12 protein-coding genes are annotated in these 20,297 nt (G+C 70.9%); 1 reads left to right on the top strand and 11 read right to left on the bottom strand.

All coding sequences use genetic code 11. The features are described 5' to 3' along the window. Positions 1 to 374: hypothetical protein (locus tag ACOJSN_RS02255; protein WP_420110884.1), on the top strand; the 374-nt coding region annotated here is incomplete at its 5' end. Positions 375 to 381: 7 nt separating this feature from the next. Here ACOJSN_RS02255 and leuA read toward each other — a convergent pair. The 11 genes from leuA to ACOJSN_RS02200 form a co-directional block, all read right to left on the bottom strand. Next, complete coding sequence (leuA, locus tag ACOJSN_RS02250) at positions 382 to 2,127, bottom strand: 2-isopropylmalate synthase (RefSeq protein ID WP_420110883.1); 1,746 nt, start codon at positions 2,125 to 2,127, stop codon at positions 382 to 384. 139 nt (positions 2,128 to 2,266) lie between these two features. Beyond that, entirely contained in the window at positions 2,267 to 3,526 is a 1,260-nt protein-coding gene (locus ACOJSN_RS02245) for an FHA domain-containing protein (protein ID WP_420110882.1), read from the bottom strand. Between the two features lie 34 nt (positions 3,527 to 3,560). Beyond that, positions 3,561 to 5,849: a transglutaminase-like domain-containing protein gene (locus ACOJSN_RS02240; protein ID WP_420110881.1), complete on the bottom strand. Its 2,289-nt coding sequence runs from the start codon at positions 5,847 to 5,849 to the stop codon at positions 3,561 to 3,563. Then, positions 5,846 to 7,123, bottom strand: coding sequence for a DUF58 domain-containing protein (locus ACOJSN_RS02235; RefSeq protein ID WP_420110880.1), 1,278 nt, complete (start codon positions 7,121 to 7,123; stop codon positions 5,846 to 5,848). The genes ACOJSN_RS02240 and ACOJSN_RS02235 overlap by 4 nt, the downstream gene beginning before the upstream one ends. 9 nt (positions 7,124 to 7,132) lie before the next feature. Next, positions 7,133 to 8,122 carry an AAA family ATPase gene (locus ACOJSN_RS02230; protein WP_420110879.1) on the bottom strand — a complete coding sequence of 330 codons (990 nt, stop codon included), beginning with the start codon at positions 8,120 to 8,122 and terminating at the stop codon, positions 7,133 to 7,135. A gap of 28 nt (positions 8,123 to 8,150) precedes the next feature. Further along, a complete protein-coding gene (locus tag ACOJSN_RS02225; RefSeq protein WP_420110878.1) occupies positions 8,151 to 14,327 on the bottom strand; it encodes an Ig-like domain-containing protein in 6,177 nt (2,058 codons plus the stop codon). Positions 14,328 to 14,441: 114 nt separating this feature from the next. Continuing rightward, on the bottom strand, positions 14,442 to 15,194 hold the full coding sequence (locus ACOJSN_RS02220; RefSeq protein WP_420110877.1) for a hypothetical protein: 753 nt from the start codon (positions 15,192 to 15,194) through the stop codon (positions 14,442 to 14,444). A 44-nt stretch (positions 15,195 to 15,238) separates the two neighbouring features. Continuing rightward, the gene (locus tag ACOJSN_RS02215; RefSeq protein WP_420110876.1) at positions 15,239 to 16,705 is read right to left on the bottom strand and encodes a serine/threonine-protein kinase; all 1,467 of its coding nucleotides are present in this window, start codon (positions 16,703 to 16,705) and stop codon (positions 15,239 to 15,241) included. A 1-nt stretch (position 16,706) separates the two neighbouring features. After that, positions 16,707 to 18,266 carry an FHA domain-containing protein gene (locus ACOJSN_RS02210; protein WP_420110875.1) on the bottom strand — a complete coding sequence of 520 codons (1,560 nt, stop codon included), beginning with the start codon at positions 18,264 to 18,266 and terminating at the stop codon, positions 16,707 to 16,709. A gap of 34 nt (positions 18,267 to 18,300) precedes the next feature. Continuing rightward, positions 18,301 to 19,158 (bottom strand): PP2C family protein-serine/threonine phosphatase, encoded by an 858-nt coding sequence (locus ACOJSN_RS02205; protein ID WP_420110874.1) that lies wholly within the window; start codon positions 19,156 to 19,158, stop codon positions 18,301 to 18,303. 54 nt (positions 19,159 to 19,212) lie between these two features. Continuing rightward, positions 19,213 to 20,297 (bottom strand): alpha/beta hydrolase family protein (locus tag ACOJSN_RS02200; RefSeq protein ID WP_420110873.1); only part of this gene is annotated, 1,085 nt, incomplete at its 5' end.

Genomic DNA, 20,297 nt, shown 5'->3' with positions numbered 1-20,297 from the left:
ACGTCGATGGCGTCACCGCGATCGCCGACGCCCACCCGGAGATCGGCCCGGTGTTCGCCTACATGCGCGCACACGCGCCCGACTACCGGCCCGGCGACCAGTGGGTGGCGCCGGCCCAGGAGGTCGCCCGGCGCGCCCATCGCGAGGGGAGCCTGCGCAGCGACGCCACCGCCACCGACCTCACGTACGTCCCGCACCTCCTGGTGCCGCTGGTGAGGTGGACCGAGCCGCAACGGGGCATCCTGCTGGCTCGGATGCGAGCGCTGCTGCTCGACGGGCTGCGCCGCCACGAGCAACATGAGCCGTTGCCGCAGCACCCGCTCAGCGTCGCCGAGCTCCGCGCCGCCGCGTTCAGCGGCACGGTGCCCGGTTGACCGTGCGTCAGCGCAACGCTCGGTTGACCGCCGAGATGACGGCCTTGAACGACGCCGTGGTGATCGACGGGTCGATCCCGGCCCCCCACAGCACCTCACCGTTGACCTCACACTCCACATAGGCGGCGGCGCTGGCCGACTCGCCCTCCGACAGGGCATGCTCGGCGTAGTCCAGCACCTGCACCTCCACGCCGGCCTGCGCCAGCACGGACACGAACGCCGCGAGCGGCCCGTTCCCGGAGGCCTGCACGGTGCTCTCGTCGCCGCCGTCGCGCAGCGTCACCGTGAGCAGGTCGTTGCTGCCGTCGCCGGCGGAAGCGACCTGGCTGGCGCCGAGCGCGAAGCGACCCCACGGCTCCAGGCCGTTCTCCTCCGAGGCCGGCAGGTACTCGTCGGAGAAGATCTCCCAGAGCTGCTCCGCCGTCATCTCGCCACCGAAGCGGTCGGTGTACTTCTGAACGATCGAGGAGAACTCGATCTGCAGCCGGCGGGGCAGGTCGAGGCTGCGGGTGCTCTGCAGCAGGTACGCCACTCCCCCCTTGCCGGACTGGCTGTTGACGCGGATGACCGCCTCGTAGTTGCGACCCACGTCGCTCGGGTCCACCGGCAGGTACGGCAGGTCCCACGGCACCGACGTGTCCTCGCCGCCGGCCTGTGCCACCTGCTCGGCGCGGTGCGCGAAACCCTTCTTGATCGCGTCCTGGTGCGATCCCGAGAACGCCGTGTACACCAGGTCACCGCCGTACGGGTGGCGCGGGTGCACGTCCATGCGCGTGCAGTGCTCCACGGTGCGGCGGATCTCGTCGATGTCGGAGAAGTCGATGCCCGGGTCGATGCCCTGGCTGTACAGGTTCATGCCCAGCGTCAGCAGGTCCACGTTGCCGGTCCGCTCGCCCTGTCCGAACAGGCAGCCTTCCACGCGGTCGGCGCCGGCCATGACCGCGAGCTCGGTCGCGGCGACCGCGCAGCCTCGGTCGTTGTGCGGGTGCACCGACAGCGCGACGAACTCACGGCGGGACAGGTGCCGACTCATCCACTCGATCTGGTCGGCGTAGACGTTCGGTGTGGCCCGCTCCACCGTGGCCGGCAGGTTGAGGATGATCTCCCGGCCGTCCTCGGGCGCCCACACGTCCATGACGCCCTCGCACACCTCCAGCGCGAACTCGAGTTCGGTGTCGGTGAAGATCTCCGGCGAGTACTGGTAGCCGAAGGTGGCATCGGGGTCGAGCACCTTCTCGGCGTAGTCGCGCACGTGGCGGGTGCCCTCGGTAGCCAGGTCCTTCGTACCCTCGCGGTCGTTGCGGAACACGACCCGCCGGAACACCGGCGCGGTGGCGTTGTAGAGATGCACGGTCGCGTGATGAGCGCCGATCAGCGAGTCGACGGTCCGCTCGATCAGGTCATCGCGCGCCTGCGTCAGGACCGAGATCGTGACGTCCTCGGGGATCGCCTCGTCCTCGATGATCGAGCGCACGAAGTCGAAGTCCGTCTGCGAGGCGGCAGGGAAGCCCACCTCGATCTCCTTGTAGCCCATCCGGACCAGGAGGTCGAACATGGTGCGCTTGCGGGCCGGGTCCATCGGCTCGATGAGCGACTGGTTGCCATCGCGCAGATCCGTGGACAACCAGCGCGGCGGCGCCGTGATGCGCTTGCTGGGCCACTGCCGGTCGGGCAGGTCGACATAGGCGCTGGTCTCGTGGAACGGTCGGTACTTGCCGACCGGCATCCCGGACGTGGTGTGGGTGGTGGACATCGGTGCTGCTCCTGCTCTGTGATCATGTGCCGGTTGGCCGGGCACCACGTCACTCCGCGGCGAGGAGGCCGGCCTTACAGGGCCTCGCCGCGGCGACGAAGGAGGAGCTGCATCGTCCGCACGGTTCCACTGTAGCGGGTCACGGGGCGCTCTCGTCCACGGCGACGACGCGCACGCGGTAGCTGCCCAGCAGCACCTCTCCCCCGATCTCGACCGGTGTCTCCGCCCAGGGCGCGAGCCGGCGCCGTGCGCCGTCCGGGTCGACGGCGGTGGTTCCGTTGGTCGAGGAGCGGTCGGTCACATAGACGGCGCTATCGGTGACGCGGAAGGCCGCGTGCGTCTTGGACACGGTGGGGTGCAGCACGGCGACCGTCTCGAGCTGCAGGTCGGTGTCCTTGCCCACCGGGGCTCGGCCGATCAGTGTGACGACACCGGGCGTCAGGCGACGACCGTCGTCGAGCACCACCGCGACCGGCTGTCGACGAGCGGAGCGCCCCGACATCGTCGTGTCCGCGACCAGGCGGGTGTCGCCGATGTCGGGCTCCGGCTCCGCGTCGGGCTGCCAGGTCTCACCGCCCGACTGGGCGCCGGCAGGCAGCCACGGCTGGGCCGGCGGGGGTGCGGGAGCTGCGGACGCAGGCCCCGGATGAGGCGGTTGTGCTGGCGGCGGCGCCCACTGCTGCGGCGACGGGGGCTGGTGGGGCTGTCCGGCAGGCTGCGACGGCACCCACTGCTGACCGTAGCCCTGCGGCGGGCTCGGCTGGGCGTACGGCGCCGGTGCGAACGACTCCTGGGATGCCTGCGGGGCGGCCGGGCGCAACAGGCCACGCACAGTCCACCAGCCGATCGCGGCCACGATTCCGGCGGTGAGCAACGCGACGCCGGCCACGGCGGCACCAACCAGGATCGACATGCCGCCGACCACGACGCCAACCACCACCGCGCCGACGCCCAGGAACGCCGACACCGCGGCGAGCGTCAGCCGCACGATCCCGGGCGTCTCGGTAAACACCTCGGCGCCGCGCACGGGCACCTCCGGAGCCACGGCATGCCAGCGCCGCAGCGCCGCGACCAGGCGCGCCCCGCTGCGCAGCAGTCGCAACCCGAGCACAACCGCACCCGCCAGTAGGCCCGCCGCGAGCACGAAGCAGACGATCGCGAGCACCGTCGACGGGTCCGGCTGCGTCAGCTGCTCCAGCCCGAACCACGTGGCCAGACCTGCCAGCGCGCCGAGCGCGGCGGCCGCTGCCCCGGCACCGGTGCGGGCGGTGCCGCAGTAGCTGGTGGCCAGCACCGGGATCGCGAGCGGACGGGTGTTCCGGCCGCCGTGGTTCGGGGCCGTGTCCTCGAGATAGGGCGCCGCCTCGCCCACCAGCTGGTCGATTGCGGAACGGTCCATGGTGCTCATTCTGAGGTACCCGAGGCGGTCACGCTCACCGCGAACGCAGCGAGCGCAGGGAGAACCGCCCACGCAGACGCCTGCGCCACGGCACGGCCGAACCGGCGTGCTTGACCGCGGTGGCCACGTCAGCCCAGTAGTCGTCGATCTCGGCCTGCGAGGGTGGCTCGGGTGCGAACACCCCCGCGTCGGCGCGGCGCGCCAGCGCTACCGTGCCGGCTCCGGCGAGCTCCCTGTCGTAGGTGTGGGACGCCTCGCGCCGGGTCGCGCCCGCCGTGGTGACGATGCCCAGGTCGAGCACCCGGTCGGACAACTCGGCCCAGCCGCCGGCGATCCGGGCGTCGGGTGGCCCCGAGGACCGGCGGCGGCGCCACCGTCGTGCCTTCAGGGCAGCGATCACGATGAACGGACTGAGCAGCACCAGCAGCGGGATCCCGATCATCGCCACATAGAGCAGGATCTGTTGCGCGATCGTGTCGTCGTCGGGACCCTCCTGGTCGGCCGGGGCGTTGCTCCGGTCCAACGGCGGCACCACCGGAGGCTCCTGAGGCGGCTCGGGTGGCTGCAGCACCTGCGGCTCGGGTCGGTCCTGCGGGTCCGGGTTCTGCACCTGGGGCACCTGGTCCTCCTCCGGAGTGGGGAAGAACGGGAGCCAGCCGTGCCCCTCGAACGGCACCTCCACCCAGGCGGTGACGTCGGAGCCGGTGACCGCCACACCGCCGTCGGCACCGTCGGCCGCGCGCGCGTCCGAGACGTCAAAGCCCATGACCACGCGCGCGGGAAGGCCGAGCTCGCGGACCATCAACGCCATCGCCGCGGCGTACTGCTCGGCGTCGCCGGTCATCTGGTCGGAGTCGAGCATCGTCACCAGCCGCGCCGCGCCGTGCCCAGGCCGCGAGGGAGCGTCGCCCTCGAGACCATGTGAGAAGTAGCCGTAGCTCGACAGTGCGGTCGCGATCATGCTGACGCGCTCATAGTCACCCGTGGCGCCCTGCGTGTACTGCGAGGCGAGCGACGCCACGATGTCGGGCGACCCGGTGACCTCGGGCATCTGTATCCGCGCGGCCGGGAGCTGAAGCATCGATGTGGCCGGCGCGGAGTCGTCGTCGGCCACCACGTCCGGCTCCGGATCCGCGACCAGCCGGTAGCCGTCGCCGGAGCGCAGCGTCGCCGCCACCAGTCCCGTGTCCGTGGTGCGGTTGAAGTAGAAGGACTCCGTGAGCTCGCCCGCTCGGCCTCCGGTGAAGTCGACGTCCTCGCTCGCTCCGAGTGTCGGCAACCACACGCCCGTGTATCCCTCGAGGCTGAACCGGACGTCCGAGGAGCCCGGGGACGCCTCGGTCACCAGCCGCTCGCCGGGGCGGGTGAACGTGCCGGTCCCGGCGGCGCCGGAGCCCGTGATGCCCCACACGTGCCCGTCGTAGCTGTCCATCGTGGCGAGCCGGATCCGCTGGGTGCCGGCCGGCAGGCCGGTGGCGGTCAGCAGCGTCTCGTCGGCGAGTGTGTCCACGTACCGGCGGAAGCTCGCGAGCGGGCTGGTGTAGTCGTGCGGGTCGGGCGGCGGATCGATGAAGTCGCGCAGCACGAGGCGAGGGTTGTCCGGGACAGCGAGCAACGCCGTCGCCGTGCCGCCGACCGCGGCGAGTCCGAGCACCAACGGGACCGCGATGACCCGGTGGGCCTCCAACCGACCCGACCGCCACGCCACCCACATGACCGACACCGCGACCGCGGCGACCCCCACCACACCGGGCGCGACCGGCAGTCGGGTCCCGAACAGGATCGCGACCACTCCCACGACCGCCGGTACGAGAAGGCTGAGCGACCACCGCTTGGCGCGCAGCGAGATCGTCACCCCGATCAGCGAACCGAAGAACGCGAGCAGGTACGGCAGCAGCAGCAGCACGCCGGTGGTGCCGAGCGGCGGCGCGATCGTGAGGACCTGTTTCCACACCGTCACCATGCCGACGCCCATCAGCTGCCAGGTGGTGAGCGTGGGCAGCACACCGCCAATGGTCGTGGCCGGCGCAGCGAGCGCCCCGAACAGGAAGAACGTGGGGAGCGCGAATGCGAGCACCGTGAGCGTGGGCCAGCGCCGCTGGGCACCCGCGGTCGCCAGAGCCGTGCCGAGCAGCGCACCACCGGCCACCGTGACCCACAGCAGCGGCGTCAGATAGACCTGGTGCAGCGGCGCGAGCGCGAGGACGATCAGCCCGACCGGCACGAGGATCCCGACGATCCGCTGCGTCGTGAACCACTGTCGCCACGCCGGGCGTGCGTTTCGTGGGCGCGCACGGAGGCCGGTTGCCGGTGCGGCCGTCATCGTTCGACCTTCCGGAATCCTCGCGGCAGCTCCTCCAGCGTGGGCAGCGTCAGCACGGTCACGTTGCCGAGCCGGCGCGCACCGAGCTGGTCGTCCTCGTCCAGCGAGGCGCGCACGGCGAGCGCACGCACGCCGGCAGGCAGCACGGCACCCGCCGTGCGGATCTGCTCGGGCGTGACCGCGGAACCGAACGCCAGCAGCACCACGGTGGCTCGCTGCACGTCACGGGCGATCGTGCGTCCGAGGTCCACGATCGTGGTCGGTGTGCGCCTGGCCTCGATGCGCGTGAGCCCGTCCAGGAGCTGGCGCGGCGTCCGGTGCAGCAGCACCTCCTCGGTGGTCATCGCCGTGAGGTCCGCCTCGCTGCCGATCGCGTGCAGCCCCAGCGACCCGACGGCGCTGATCGCCAGCTCCATCTCGTCCGGGTGGGCGTAGTCCTGCTCCTGCACCGACAGTGCGAGCACGAGGTGCGAGCGCCGCGTCTCCTCGAACTGCCGCACCATCAGCGTGCCGGTCCGTGCCGAGCTGCGCCAGTGCACGTAGCGGCGGTCGTCGCCGGGGACGTACTCGCGGAGCGCGTGGAACGACAGGTCGGCGTTGGTGATCTCCCGCGTCTCACGGCCCTCGAGGTCGTGCAGGAACCCGGCCGCCGAGCCACCGATCTTGATCGTGCGGGGGTGGACGTAGAGCTCCTCGGGCTCGGTCCACAGCACAGCGCGCCGGATCAGACCGAGCGGGTCGCCGCGCACCGAGGAGACCGGACCCACGGTGATGACGCCGCGTCGCTCGGTGGGGATGGCGAACAGCTCATCGTGCTCAGCACCGGCCGCCAGCGTGGGCAGTGCGAACGACGCCTTCGCCGATCCCACCGGGAGCTCGATCCGCGCCGGCAGCACCGACCGGTGGCTCACGTTGGTGACCTCGAGCGCACCCATGGCGCGCTCCCCCACCACCACGCGCCCCTCCCGGAGCCGCAGCTGCACCTGGTACGGGTGGCGCCCGATCGCGAACGCAATGGCCCCGACCACGAGCGTCAGCAACGCGCCGGCCAGCACGATGATCTCGAGCCAACCGAAGCGCAGCCCCGCCACGAGAGCCACGATCCCGGCGCCGAGCACGACCCAGCCGGCGCGGCTGACCCAGGACGCCGCCGTCCGCGATCTCCGCACACCGGCGACCAGCCCGGTGACGGCACGCGAGACCGACCGAGTGCCCTCGGGGGCACTCGGTGCGATCGCGGCCGCCTGCCGCGTGGACGAGTTCGGGGTGCTCATGAGGCGTTACTACTCCGAACGCTGCGCGGGTGGCGCGATCTCGCTGAGGATGCGCTGCAACGAGCCCGCCGTGGTGCCACCCTCGAACTCGGCTTCGGCGTCAAGCACCATACGGTGCGCAAGGACCGGCTCGGCGAGCTCCTTGACATCGTCGGGGATCACGTAGTGCCGGCCGTTCGCAGCGGCCCAGGTCTTGGCGCTGCGCACGAGTGAGAGCGCGCCGCGCACACTGACACCGAGCGCGATCTCCGGAGCCGTGCGGGTCGCCTCGGCCAGGTGCGAGATGTACTCCAGCACCGCACCGTCCACGTAGACGTTGGCGGCCAGCTGCGCCAGATGCAGCACCTCCGGTCCCCCGATCACCGCCTGCAGCGCGGCCGTGCGGTCGCGCACGGCGGAGCCCGCCAGGATCTCGACGGTCGCCCGCTGGTCGGGGTAACCCAGCGAGGACCGCATCAGGAACCGGTCGAGCTGCGCCTCTGGCAGCCGGTAGGTGCCCGCCTGCTCGATCGGGTTTTGCGTGGCGAGCACGATGAACGGAGTGGGCACCGGGCGGGCGACGCCGTCGACCGTGACACGGCCCTCCTCCATCACCTCCAGCAGCGCCGACTGGGTCTTCGGCGAGGCACGGTTGATCTCGTCCGCGAGCACCACCGAGGCGAAGATCGGTCCCTCGTGGAACTCGAACTCGCCCTTCTCCTGGTCGAAGATCGTCACGCCTGTGACGTCGGAAGGCAGCAGGTCCGGCGTGAACTGGATCCGCGAGTGGCTCGCGTGCACCGACGCCGCCAGCGCGCGTGCGAGCGACGTCTTGCCCGTGCCCGGGTAGTCCTCGAGCAGCAGGTGCCCGCCCGAGAACAGGCACGTCAGCGCCAGCCGGATCACGTGGTCCTTGCCGAGCACCGCCTGCTCGATGTTGACCACCAGCCGCGTGAAGACGTCAGCGAACTGCTGCGCCTGCTCGGCGGTGGTGGTCGGGGTGCTGTTGGTCGTTGTCATCGGGGCCTTCGGGATCGGACTGCTCGGGTCATGGCCACGAGCTCTCGTCGGACAGAGTGACCGGGCCACTGATCGTCACCCGGACGGTGCCATTGCAGGCCGAGCCGTAGTGAGCGTACGGGTCGCGCCAGGAACCCGATCCGCTCAGTCGCACCGTGGAGGGGGTATTGCTGTGGGAGCCGCAGTTGCCCGCCGACGCGCTGAAACTGATCGTGTAGTCACCTGCGGGCAGGTTGGAGTAGTCCATCGCGAAGTAGTAGCAGGTTCCGCCACCACGCTGACATGGTGTGGTGTCCGAGCTGGAGCGGGCGTTGACGGAAGCCGGCGGCGTCGGGTCCGCCTCCGCCCGTTGGTTCCGCACGGTCGACCACGCGCTCCACTGCCCGTGCTCGTTCTGCACACGCATCTGGAAGGTGTGGTTCTGCTCCCAGTCGCCGCTGACATTGTCGGAGCCTGTTCGATTCCCGGTGCGCGTGGTCCCGTCGATCCGGTACTCGACTCGCTCGATCGAGGCGCCGTTGCTGCTGGCGGGGTAGTTCCAGCTGAATCCCACGGTCCGACCGTCCGCCGATGAGGAGATGCTCCCGGAAGACGGAGGTTGCGCGGGCGGCCCGTACGGCGACGCCTCGTTCGAGGACGCGCTCCACTCGCCGCAGTACGTGTTGCAGGCGCGCACCTGGACCGTGTAGCCGGTGCCGTTGCTGAGTCCGCCGATGTTGGCCGGGCTCGTCCCGAGGTTGCCGCTGCCGCCGCTGCTGAGCCGGTACTCGTACCGCTGGATCGCCTGGCCGTTGTCGGAGGGTGTTCCGTAGGCGACCCGGATCTGTCCGCTGGTGCCCGTGGCCTCCGCGGACACCCCGGTCACCCGGCCGGGCGCACCGAACGAGGTGACCGGCGCCGACTGCGCCGAGGCGTCCGAGCGCCCGGAGCGGTTCTCGGCCACCACGCTGACGCTGTAGTCGTAGCCGTTCTCCACGTCGAACAGCCGGTTCAGGGTGCCGCCGGGCACCGTGACCGTGCGGTAGGAGGAACCGTTGCGATACAGCGTGACGTGGTACTCGGCGATCGTGTCGCCGTTGTTGTCCGGCGCCGCCCACCGCGCCTCGACCTGGCCACCCGCGCTCGTATCGATACGGGTCATCGTGGGCGTGGCGGGACGCGCCGGCGGACCGGACGGGTACTCGCCCCGCGACCAGCCGCCCCACGGACCCGCATCCGGGTGGTCGTTGTGCGCGCGAACCCGGAACTCGTACGTGACGCCGTTGGTCAGACCGGTCCAGGTGTAGCTCGTCGCACCTGCGTCGAGCGAGATCTGCGACTGGCCGTTCGGCGGCGGCGGCGAGATCTGCACGTCGTAGGAATTGATCGGCGTGCCCTCGTTCGGCGGTTCGCTCCAGGACACGTGCAGCTCGGTGTCCCCGTACTCGACCGACGGCGCCGCCACCGGACCGGGTGCGACGTCCGGCGTCGCTTCTCCTGACGGGGCGCTGGGATCCGATGGTCCGACCTCGTTGACCGCCACTGCTGTGAACGTGTAGGTCGTGCCGTTCTGCAGCCCTGTGATGCGGCAGGTCGTGGTCTGGCAGGTGGTGGTGCCGCCGCCGCTCGCGGTGACCTCGTAGTGCGAGATGGGCGCACCGTTGTCGTTCGGTGGCGTGATCGAGACCACGACCTCCCGGTTGCCCTCCGACTCGATCGCCGGCCGCGGCGGCGCCTCGGGCGCGCCGAGCACGGTGCCCGTGATCCGTGCCTGCCGCCACCGCTCGGAGTCCTCCGTCGCGTCCTGCACCACGTACACGACCACCAGGCGGCCCACGAAGTCGGCTGCCGGGGTCACCGCGACGTTCTCGCCCTGGATGCTCACGTCCGCGCGCCCGGTCTCCACGAACACGTCGACGATCGTGCGTGGCTCGCCCTCGAACGGATTGGTGTCGTTCTCGAGCACCGGGACCGTGACTGTGTCGCCCTGGTGCACCTCGCCGATGCTGTCGTCGTTGGCGACCAGCAACGGTGCCCGGCTCCCGGTGGCGGTGAGCGTGATCACGCCGTCCACCGGCTCGTTCACGCCATCGCTCACCTGCACAGGGAGCTCCACCGTGGTGCCGCGGGGGGTGTTGCGCTCCGCGGAGGCGGTCAGGATCACGCCGTTCTCGAGGCTCGCGCTGAACCCGTCGGGGACGTCACCCAGCGTGAAGGTGAGGTCGCTCACCGCGGTGTCGCGATCATCGGCGAGCCGCCCGATGTCGAGGCTGACCGCGTCACCGCCGGCCTCCAGCTCCATGGACCCGTTCCGGAACGTCGGAGGCTGGTCGGTGGTGGCGATGACCTCGATCGGGATCGTGATCACCGACGAGATCGCATCGGCGGCGTTGATGTCCGCGAAGTCGGTCGCCGAGAACGTGATCGACGCCGGTCCGGCATACCCGTCGGCCGAGGTGAACGTCAGCGTGTCCTCATCCACCACGTGCGGACCGCCGTTGCTGTTCGTGGCGGTCACACCGTCGAGGTCGTACAGGCGCACCGGCCGCCCGGCCAGCGAGACCACCACGTCCTCGAGCTCGATCACGAGCTCCTCACCCGAGTTGACCTGCAGCTCCGCGTCGGAGAGCAGCACGGGTCCGGTGTCCTCGGTGCCCGGCACCTCGACGAATGCGTACGTGAACTCGTCGTCCGGGTCGGTGACCTGGTAGGTGATCACCTGGCGCGTGGGTGTGACCGGGATCCGCAACCGGCCGTCGTCGAGCACGGTGATGTCGTCCTGCCCATCGGGCAGGGACACCACCAGGTCGGTGTTGCTGCCGTCCGGGTCGTAGTCGTTGTCGAGCACGTCCACATCGACGGTCTCGGCGTCGATGAGTGCGGTGGCCGGCACCACGTCGTCCAGCGCCACCGGGCGCAGGAACGGCGCGTCTTCGTCGACCGTCACGGTGAGCGAGCCGATGTCCTGCCCACCGTGGGTATCGTCCGCGACGTACTGGAGCGTGTAGTCGCCCTCCTCCGACGGCGAGGTGAACACGAGCAGTCCGTCCTCGACGGCCACGTCGAATCCGTCGGGCGGGTTCACGACGGCGGGATCACCGAAGGTGAGCTGGTCACCATCGGGGTCCGTGTCGTTGAGCAGCACGTCGGCCTGGATGATCCGGTCCGGGCGCACCACGATGTGGTCGGCCGCAGTGACCGGCGGCCGGTTCGTGCTCGGCGGAGGGATCACGCCGATCGTCACGGTGGCGTGCCCGAGCGCGCCCTGGCGGTCCCGCACGGCGAACGTGAACGAGTCGGTGCCGCCCTCGGCCGAGTTGAACGCGATGTAGTCGATGTAGCCGCTGCCCACGTCGACGATCCGGCCACGCTCGGGCGAGGAGGTCGGACCGACCAGCTGCACCGAGTCGCCGTCGGGGTCGATCCCGTAGATGTTGATCGGGATCCGGATCCGTTCGCCCGCGAACGCCCGGACCTCGACGTCGGCGGGGTCCGGCGGGGCATTCGCCTCGTCGCCCCGGGCCTCGACGTAGACCGTGACCGTCGCAGAGTCGGAGCGCTCGTTCTCGTCGGTCACCTCGTAGGTGAACTCGTAGGTGCCCGGCTCGTCCGGCGCGGCGTACCGCACCAGATCCTGGCTGACGAACGGCAGCCCGGGCATGCCCTCGGGCACCTCGATGCCGGTGACGTGGAAGTCCACCCCGTTGGGGTGCACGTCGTTGTTCAGCACCGGGATCGTCACGTGGTCGCCCACGCGGACCCGTGCGGAGTCGGGGTTGGGGTTCGGGCCGAGGGTCTGACCCTGACCGCTCAGCGGGATCACCGTGACCTCGCCGTCGGAGGATCGCACCCCGTTGGAGACCGTGTATCCGAGCGTGATCGGGCCACTCAGGGTCGCGTCCGAGGTGATCCGCAGGATCCGGTGGTCCAGGATCGCGACCTGCAGCCCGGATCCGCTCGGCACGTCGACGCTCTGCACCGCCAGCACACCGCCGGCCGGGTCGCTGTCGTTGTCGAGCACGTCCACCGCGACCGAGCCGTCCGGCGGCAGCAGCGCGGTGTCGCTGACCGCGATCGGAGGCAGCTCGTCGTTCGGCTGCACCACATCGACTCGCACGAGCCCCTCGGCATTCAGCCCGTCGTCGTCGGTGACCACGTAGGTCAAGTAGTACGAGCCCGCTGCCGAGGCGGTGAAGGTGAAGGTGTCGTTGGTGGTGTCGGTGGTCTGTTCGCCGCCGTTGGTCGGCGTCACGATCGCCAGGTCGAGCGGCTTGCCGTTGGGGTCGATGTCGTTGACCAGTGGCGCCACCTCGATGTCCTGGCCGACGAATCCGGTCGCGAAGTCGAACACGGCCTGCGGAGGCGCTGCCGCATCGGGCAGGACCTCGAGGTCGATCTCCACCTGGGCGCTGTCGCGGCCGTCGCTGACGTCGACGATCACCTGCTTGCGGCCAGTGCTCACGCCCAGGTCGGTGATCACCACCAGCCCGTCGGGGCGCACCGAGACGTTCAGCGTGTCGTCGGCCTGGGCGCCTAGGAGGAAGATCTCGTCACCATCCGGGTCGCGCACGTCGTTGAGGATGTTCACCTCGACCGATTGGCCGAGCACCACGGTGGGCTCGATCGGCTTGCGCTGCGCCGGCGGCGCGTTCTGGCTCTCGCCGATCACGTCGATCGTGATCGTGGAGGTGTCGGTGCCGTCGCGACCGTCCGAGATCCCGTAGTCGAGCACCTGCTGACCACTGGCGTCCGGTGCCACTCTGATCTGCAGCGCCCTGCCGCCCAGGATCGACTCGACCACGCCGAACGACTCGGGCGGCTGGGTCACGGACGCCACGGTGAGCAGGTCGCCGTCGGGGTCGCTGTCGTTGTCGAGCACCGGCAGCACGATGGTGCGGCCGGGCCGCACACCGAACTCGTCGGGCTCGGCCGTCGGGGGCTGGTTCTCGGCCTCGCGGTCGAGCGGCACCTCGTCGGTCTCCTGCTCGGAGGGGTCCTCGGTCTCCTCCTCCTCGGAGTCCGAGGAGATCACGTCCTCCCAGTTCTCCACGAGGTAGAGGCGATCCTCGAGCATCCAGACGCTGCCGCTCTGGAGGTCGTTGAGCACCACGAGGTTCCGGTTCACCCGGAACACGAGCTCGGCGTTGACCGCCGCCTGCGGGACCGGCTGGTCCTCGGGCGCGTCGTCACCGCACGCCCGCACGTAGGTCGGCACGTCTCCGGACCACGCCGCGTGCACGCATCCGTTGACCTGCACCGGCTGAGCAGGCGGGCCCGGCTGGTCGGCCGGGATCACCCGCGGCTCGCCGCCGCTCAGCGGCACCAGGACGACGGCGTCGCTCGTCGCGATCGCGGCCACGTCGCCTGTGGCGCTGGTTGCCTGGAGCACGGCGCTGGCGTGGTCGACGTCGAGACCGCTGAGGTCGATCGGGTCGGCACCCGGTCGCAGCAGCTGCGCCGTGCCATCCTCGGCCTCGTACGCCAGCGCCACCAGCTGGTCGCCGACGGCCGCCACCTGCACGCGTGCCGTGGTGAGGTCGATCTCGTCGTCGAAGACGCTGACCTCGGGCTCCGCCGTGGTGGCGTCCTCGCTCGGCTCGGACTCCTCCTCCGTGGCCTCGACCTCCTGGCCGGACAGCTCGCCCCAGACCTCGGGGGCATAGGTGAGCACCTCGTTGTCGATGACGTCGAGCACGAACACGGTGCCGTCGTCGGCCATCGCCATGTGAGCACCCTCACCCAGCGAGGCCGTTGGCGCGACTGTGGGCTCCTCGATCACCGACAGCTCGGTGGGAGGCGTCACCCACAGTCGACCGTCGGCAGGGTCGAGAACCGCCACGGCGCCCTCCCCGAGCGCCACCTGTGCACCGGGCGGCAACGTGACCGAGCCGCCCGCGAACTGCACATTGACCGAGTCGATGCGCCGGAGCAGCCCGGCGCTGGGGTCGCGCATCAGCACGTCGTCGCCACGCTGCAGCACATCGATGTCGGGGGTGTCTGCGGCGAGGGTGGCGTCGATCTCCCGTACGGGGTAGTTGAGGCGACCCACGAGAACGCTGTTCTCGTTCGAGACCCACACGCCGCCGTCGTTCAGCTCCACATCGGCGGTGGCGACACCCCGATAGTTGAGCGACAGCGCGACGATGGTCCCCACCACGAGGGTGACCACGAGGCCCGACGCGACACGTTTGCGGTCGCGCAGCCATCTCAGCCGCCTCGCAGGCATGCGCTCACTCCCCCGTCAGGACACAGAAACCGGGCGCCCACCGATCTCGGGCGGCACGGCCGGAGCCCATCCTAACGGCGCGAGGTGGCCACGCCGATGGGTACGGGTGCCCGCTCAGTCGACCTTGACCGCCTCGGCCTGCTCGGTCTCGGCAGCCTCCGCCGCAGCGGCTGCTGCTGCCTCCTCGGCGTTCTTCTCGAGCAGCTCCAGATCTGCGGCGACCACGAGTCGTGACGCGACGCTGTGCTCGACGAGGCGCGCACGCCGGTTGACCGCGAGTTGCTGCTGACCGCCGCGCAGACCGCGCACGCCGTGGCGGCTGAGCTTCTCGCAGACGTTGTCGAGCTTGCGGTTGAAGCGGGTGATGCTCCAGCCGAGCCGCTTGGCGGCGTCGGCCGAGGTGGGGATCGAGGCGGTGCTGCCGCGGCCGCGCAGCCCGGGCTCCGCGAGCGACAGGATCAGCAGCTTCTGCGACTCGGTGAACGCCACCGGACCGATCGTGGTCTCGCCGACCTCGGTGTGCTCGTTGATCGCCGTGGTGAACGTGGGCTCATCACCCACGATGCCGAGCTCGTACGTCGTGGGGCCGGCCGTGAACAGCACCGTGGTGTGCGCGAACACCAGCGGCAGCCGCGCTCCCGGTGCGAGCCACGCCTGCACGTTCCCCTCGCCGTCGGAGACCGTGGCGGAGAGCCGGGATCCGACGTTCTCCAACCACCACAGGCCCTCGTGATGGTTGATCGTCAGGAACCGCCGGTGCAGGTAGGGGTTCTCGTCGACCTCGAGGTCCCCCTCGCGTCCGATCTGGAACGCGTTCTCCTCATCGAGGTCGTACCACTCACCGCAGAACTCGACCTGCAGACCCATTGATCATCCCCGTCTCACCGATGGTGCTTCGTCCCGCACGCCCCTCACCCCGCGCACACCCCGACGTAGTCCGAGAGGGTGCCCCGATCGGAGCGGGAGGCGACCTCGACACACACCGTACCTTCCTCGTCGACCTCGAGCACGGTCCCGGACACCGGCTGCTCCGTGCCGTCCGCTCCTCGGATGCGCCAGATGTAGGTCAGTTCGCCATCCCACTCGGGTGCCGTCCAGGTGAACCGTGCCGGTCCGTCGGGGACTCGTTCGCCCTCGAGATCCTCCGGAGACGGTGGGTAGACGAGGGCGTCGGTCGGCACCTCCTCCGAGGGCGGTGGCGTGGTCGAACTGTCGTTGCCGGGGTCTTCCGGGCGGTTCAGGGCGCCGATGACCACGACTGCGAGGACCGCGAGGACCACGGCCGCCGAGGCCAGCAGCGCAGGCCAGCGCCGTTTGCGGCCATGCTCCGGGGATGGTGCGCTGGGCGGCGAGTGCGCGCCGTCGGGGATCGCCGCCGGCGGTGGTGTGGGCTGCGGGGGCACGGTGCCGTCTGACGACATGCCCTGCTGCACCGTGGTGACCATGCGCGCCCTGGTACGGAGGTCGTCTGTCACGTCGGCCTCGTCCGAGTGTGCCCACGAGGTGTCGGGCAGGTCGAGCGAGGTCTGCGAGAGCTGCATCTCCTGCTCGACGCGCTGCAGCGCTCGCCCGAGCGACGCCGCGCTGGGGTACCGGTCGCCGGGGCGCTTGGCCATGGCGCGGACCAGCACCGATTCCAGCGAACCTGGCGCGTCCGGTCGCCCGATCGGGGGCACCGGGTTGCGCTCGATCCGCGTGATCAGCTCCAGGGCCGAGTTCGACCCGCCCGGGTCCTCGAACGGCGAGGTGCCCTTGAGGAGCGTGTACACGGTCGCGCCCAGGGAGTACACATCGCCCGGCACGCCCCGGATCGCGTCCTCGGCGAAGAACTCCGGGGCGGCCCACGGGATCGACATGCCCACGGCCTCGCCGCCCGGCGTCGCGGTCGACATCACCGAGATCCCGAAGTCGGTGAGTGCCGGCCAGCCGTAGTCGGTGGTCAGCACGTTCGCGGGCTTGATGTCGCGGTGCAGGATCCCGATGCGATGCGCGGTCTCCACGGCGCCGGCGAGCCGGATCCCGATCCGGATCGCCTCCGCGACCGAGATCCGCTCGGAGCGGTACCGCACCGACATGTTCGGGCGCGGGCAGTTCTCCATCATCAGGTACGGGCGTCCGTCGGAGGCCGTGTCAGCGTGATGGATGGTCACGATCGACGGGTGGGTCGACAGCTGCGCCATCAGGTTCGCCTCCGCGACGAACTGCTGCCGCGCCACCTCGCCCGAGGCATGCGCCAGCAGCACCTTCACCGCGACGCGGCGGCGTGGCAGCTCCTGCTCGTACAGGAACACATCCGAGAATCCCCCGGACCCGAGGAGCTGGATGTAGGTGAAACCCGGGAGGTCGGGCGGTGGGGCCGGTGGGCGCTTGCTGGCCAACTCAGGTGGCCAGCGGCACGGCCGTGCCCGGCACGCCCACGACCGCGGTCACGCCGTCACCGAGGTCGATGACGGTGCCGTCCGGCACCGGGACGCTCTCGCCCGGGTGCAGGCGGCGCGGCGGTGAACCCGGCAACACCACCACGGTGCCGTTGGTCGATCGGAGGTCGGTGACCAGCACCGAGTCGCCCTCGAGCTTGATCTCCACGTGTGTGCGGGAGATGTCCTGCTGCGGGCTGGGCACGGTGACCAGCCGCGGCGTCTCACCGAAGCCGAACCGGGACGACTCGGGAGCGCGACCGATGAGTGCGGGGCGGTCGAGCTCCACCTGCTGACCGGTCGACAGCGACAGCTGCAATGCCGGGCCTCCCGCACCGCCACCCTGGTCGCTGTGCTCGTCTTCGTGCGCGGGCGCCAGCGTGTGGTCCGCGACGGCCTCGGGGTCCTGCCCGCCCTCCGGCTGCGGCAGGTCGCTGGCGCGCATCGTGTAACCGTCGTGATCGCCGAGGTCGGCGGGCTGCGCAGCCTGCTGCTGCGGCTGCCACGGCTGCTCCGGCTGCCACGGCTGGGCCGCTGCGGCCTGTGCCTGCCAGGGCTGCTCCGGCCGCGGCTCGGCCTGCTGCGGCTGCCACGGCTGCTCGGGCTGCTCGAAACCGGCAGCGTCGCCGGCCTGCTGCACCGGCGGCCCCCACTGGTCGGCTTGTGGCGCGGGCGGCGCGGGCACGGCCCACGGCTGGGGCGCAGCGGCGGCAGCGTCGACGCCCTCGGGCTGCCCACCGACGACCACGTCCTCGTCGTCAGCCACGCCCTCGTCGTCGTCGAGGACGAAATCGGGCTCGACCTCGGCGCCGGCTTCAGCCGGCTCGTCGCCTGCTGCCTCGGCCACGTCAGCCTGGTCGGCCTGCTCGGCCACGTCGGCCTGCTGAGGCTCCTCGGTCTGCTCGACCGGATCCGCCGACTCAGCCGGCTCCGACTCGTCGACGGCCTCGCTCGCCTCGTCATGCTCGGGCTCGTCCTGGTCGGGCACCTCGCCCGCGCCTGCACCGGCGGCGCCGGCCACGACGGCCGCGCCGCCGGAGTCCACGTCGGCACCCTCGGGCGCGACGGCGGTCTCCTCGTCGGCGGCGTCCTCCTCCACGATCGGCTCGGGGAGGTCGCCGACCTGCAGGGTCGAGGCGAGCACCATGCCACCGATCAGCGGGTAGCTCACCTCGGCAGCCGTGACCTGCAGCACCACCCCGGTGTCTGCCGGTGCGACGTGCTCACGCCAGGTGCGCATCCCGCCGGCGGCGATCTCGTAGTCCTCCACGAGGGCGGTGACCTCGCCGCGCACGACGACACGAACGCCGTCGTCACCCGGCTCGACGAACCCGAAGCTCGGCAGCGACGCGAGCCCGTGCCCGGCGAGTACCTCCAGCCACGACTCCAAGGAGCCGCCCTGGGAGAGCGACTCCCAGATCTGTGCCACGGACTCGGCGTCGATCGCCGGGTCGAGGATCGCGGCACGACCGCCGTGGGCGAGCGCAGTCCACTCCCCCGGTCCGTACGTGTAATCGGTCATGTCCTGCCACCGTCCCCTTCGTGAGGTCGTCGAATCACTGGGCGTACTCGCGAGGCATCGTGTCTTCGGGATCGTAGGCCCCGGCGAGCCGTGGCGCAGTCACCTCGTCGACCTGGTCGGAGAGATCGAGATCGACCACGACCACCGAGACGTTGTCGCGGGCGCCGCGGAACGTTGCGCGCGCCATCAGCGTCTCGCTGACCTGCTGCGCCGTGCCGCCACCGGCGAGCGTCGCGGCGATCTCGGCCTCGGGGACCTCGTTGATCAGCCCGTCGCTGCACAGCAGCAGGCGATCCCCGCGGCCCGCGCCGAGCAGCCAGAAGTCCGGGCTGACTTCGACGCCGCTTCCGACCGCGCGCGTGATCATGTTCCGCATCGGGTGCGTGAGCGCCTGCTCCTCGTCGATCTCTCCGGCGTCGATCATCTCCTGCACCAGGGAGTGGTCCACGCTGACGCGGGTCAGCGAGCCGTTCGCGAAGCGGTAGATCCGGGAGTCGCCGACGTTGAACGCCAACCAGCAGAGGCGTTCATCGGCGCGCGTGAGGATCACGCCGGCGAGGGTCGAGCCGGCGGTCATCTCGGTGTCGGACTCCGGGGCGGCCAGACCCAGCTCGGCTCGAATGCGGGTCTGCGCCTCCACCACGGCGGCTTGCACCTGCTCGGCGGACACGGCGGCGGTTCCGCCCGCGTCGTCGATCTCCTGCGCGAGCTGCTCGAATGCCCCGACCACGGCCGCCGACGCCATCGCTCCGCGGCTGTGACCGCCCATGCCGTCGGCCACGCAGAACACCGGCGGTCGCGCCAGCACGGCATCCTCGTTGACCGCGCGCCGACCACCCGTGTCGGTCAGCGCCCCGAACCTGGTCGGCATCGCACGTTCGTCGGAGGACATCGCCACGATCCTACGAGCAGACCGTGCCCACGGGGGACGCCGAGCCGGGCAGATCTACACGACTGCCGGGTAGACGCCCCAGTACGCGGCGATCAGCAGCAGCCCGACTGCGCCCGCGTGGGTGGCCCACCACAGCAGCCGGCCGGCACGACCGGCCCGCTCGTCGCCGCTGCTCCAGCGCTCGGGATGGAACGGCTTGGCCACCCACACGCTGCGCACCAGTACGGCCGCAGCCAGCGCCCCGACCACCTGGACCACGACCCATCCGCCGAGCACCACGAGGTCGTTGGTGCGGTAGTTGAGCGCAAGATCGGCCACCTGGGCGCAGTACGCCACGAACACGACCATCACGGCCAAGGAGGCCAGCCCGGCCGCCGCGGTGTGTCGCGCGACCGGAGCCGGAAGTCTGCGGCCGTTGCGGCGCCGTCGCAGCGCGGTCAGCACCCACAGCAGCGGACCGATCACCAGCAGCAGCGCCGAGGCCACGGCGGTCCAGATCAGCATGTCGCCGTCGGCGTACCAGCGCGGGCGGGGCAGCGGCTGCGCCTCGTACTCCTGCACAGGCTGGTCGCCCGCGATCCGCGGCTCGGCACCGCCGCTGTCCGGGAGACCGAGGGTCCAGGACGCGAGCACGTCGGTGAACCCGGGCGCCAGCTCCTGGTCGATCCGGATGCCGTGGTTGGCGCCGGCGAAGTAGCGCAACGTGAAGGCGTCGTTGCCGTTCGACGCCATGTCCGCGATCACCTGCTGCGGCCCTTGGATCAGCGGCATCGAGGTGTCGCCCGTTCCGTACGTCATCAGCACCGGTTGCGTCAGCTGTCGCTGCCACGGTGAGACGTCGAAGTCCGCGTACTCGAAACCCCCACCGGGGATGTTGGCACCGGTGGCGCGCGGAATCGCGCGGAACACCGGCCACGGCACGTGCGTGTTGCGCAGGTAGCTGTCCATCGCAAACGCCCCCTGCTCGCGCGGCGGCACCACCGGCGCCGACACGAGGATCAGGAACGCGACGTCGGGCTGCAGCACCGCAGCCACCGGCGAGATCCACGCCCCCTCGCTCTCTCCGTAGATCCCCACCCTGGCCGGGTCCACCCCGGGCGTGGCCGCGAGCACATCCCACGAGAGCAGATAGTCGCGTG

It is taken from the genome of Pseudactinotalea sp., assembly GCF_048594945.1.
GTDB lineage: Bacteria > Actinomycetota > Actinomycetes > Actinomycetales > Beutenbergiaceae > Pseudactinotalea.
The sequence above is the reverse complement of the archived record's forward strand: the minus strand, read 5'-3'. Positions and strand labels throughout refer to the sequence as shown.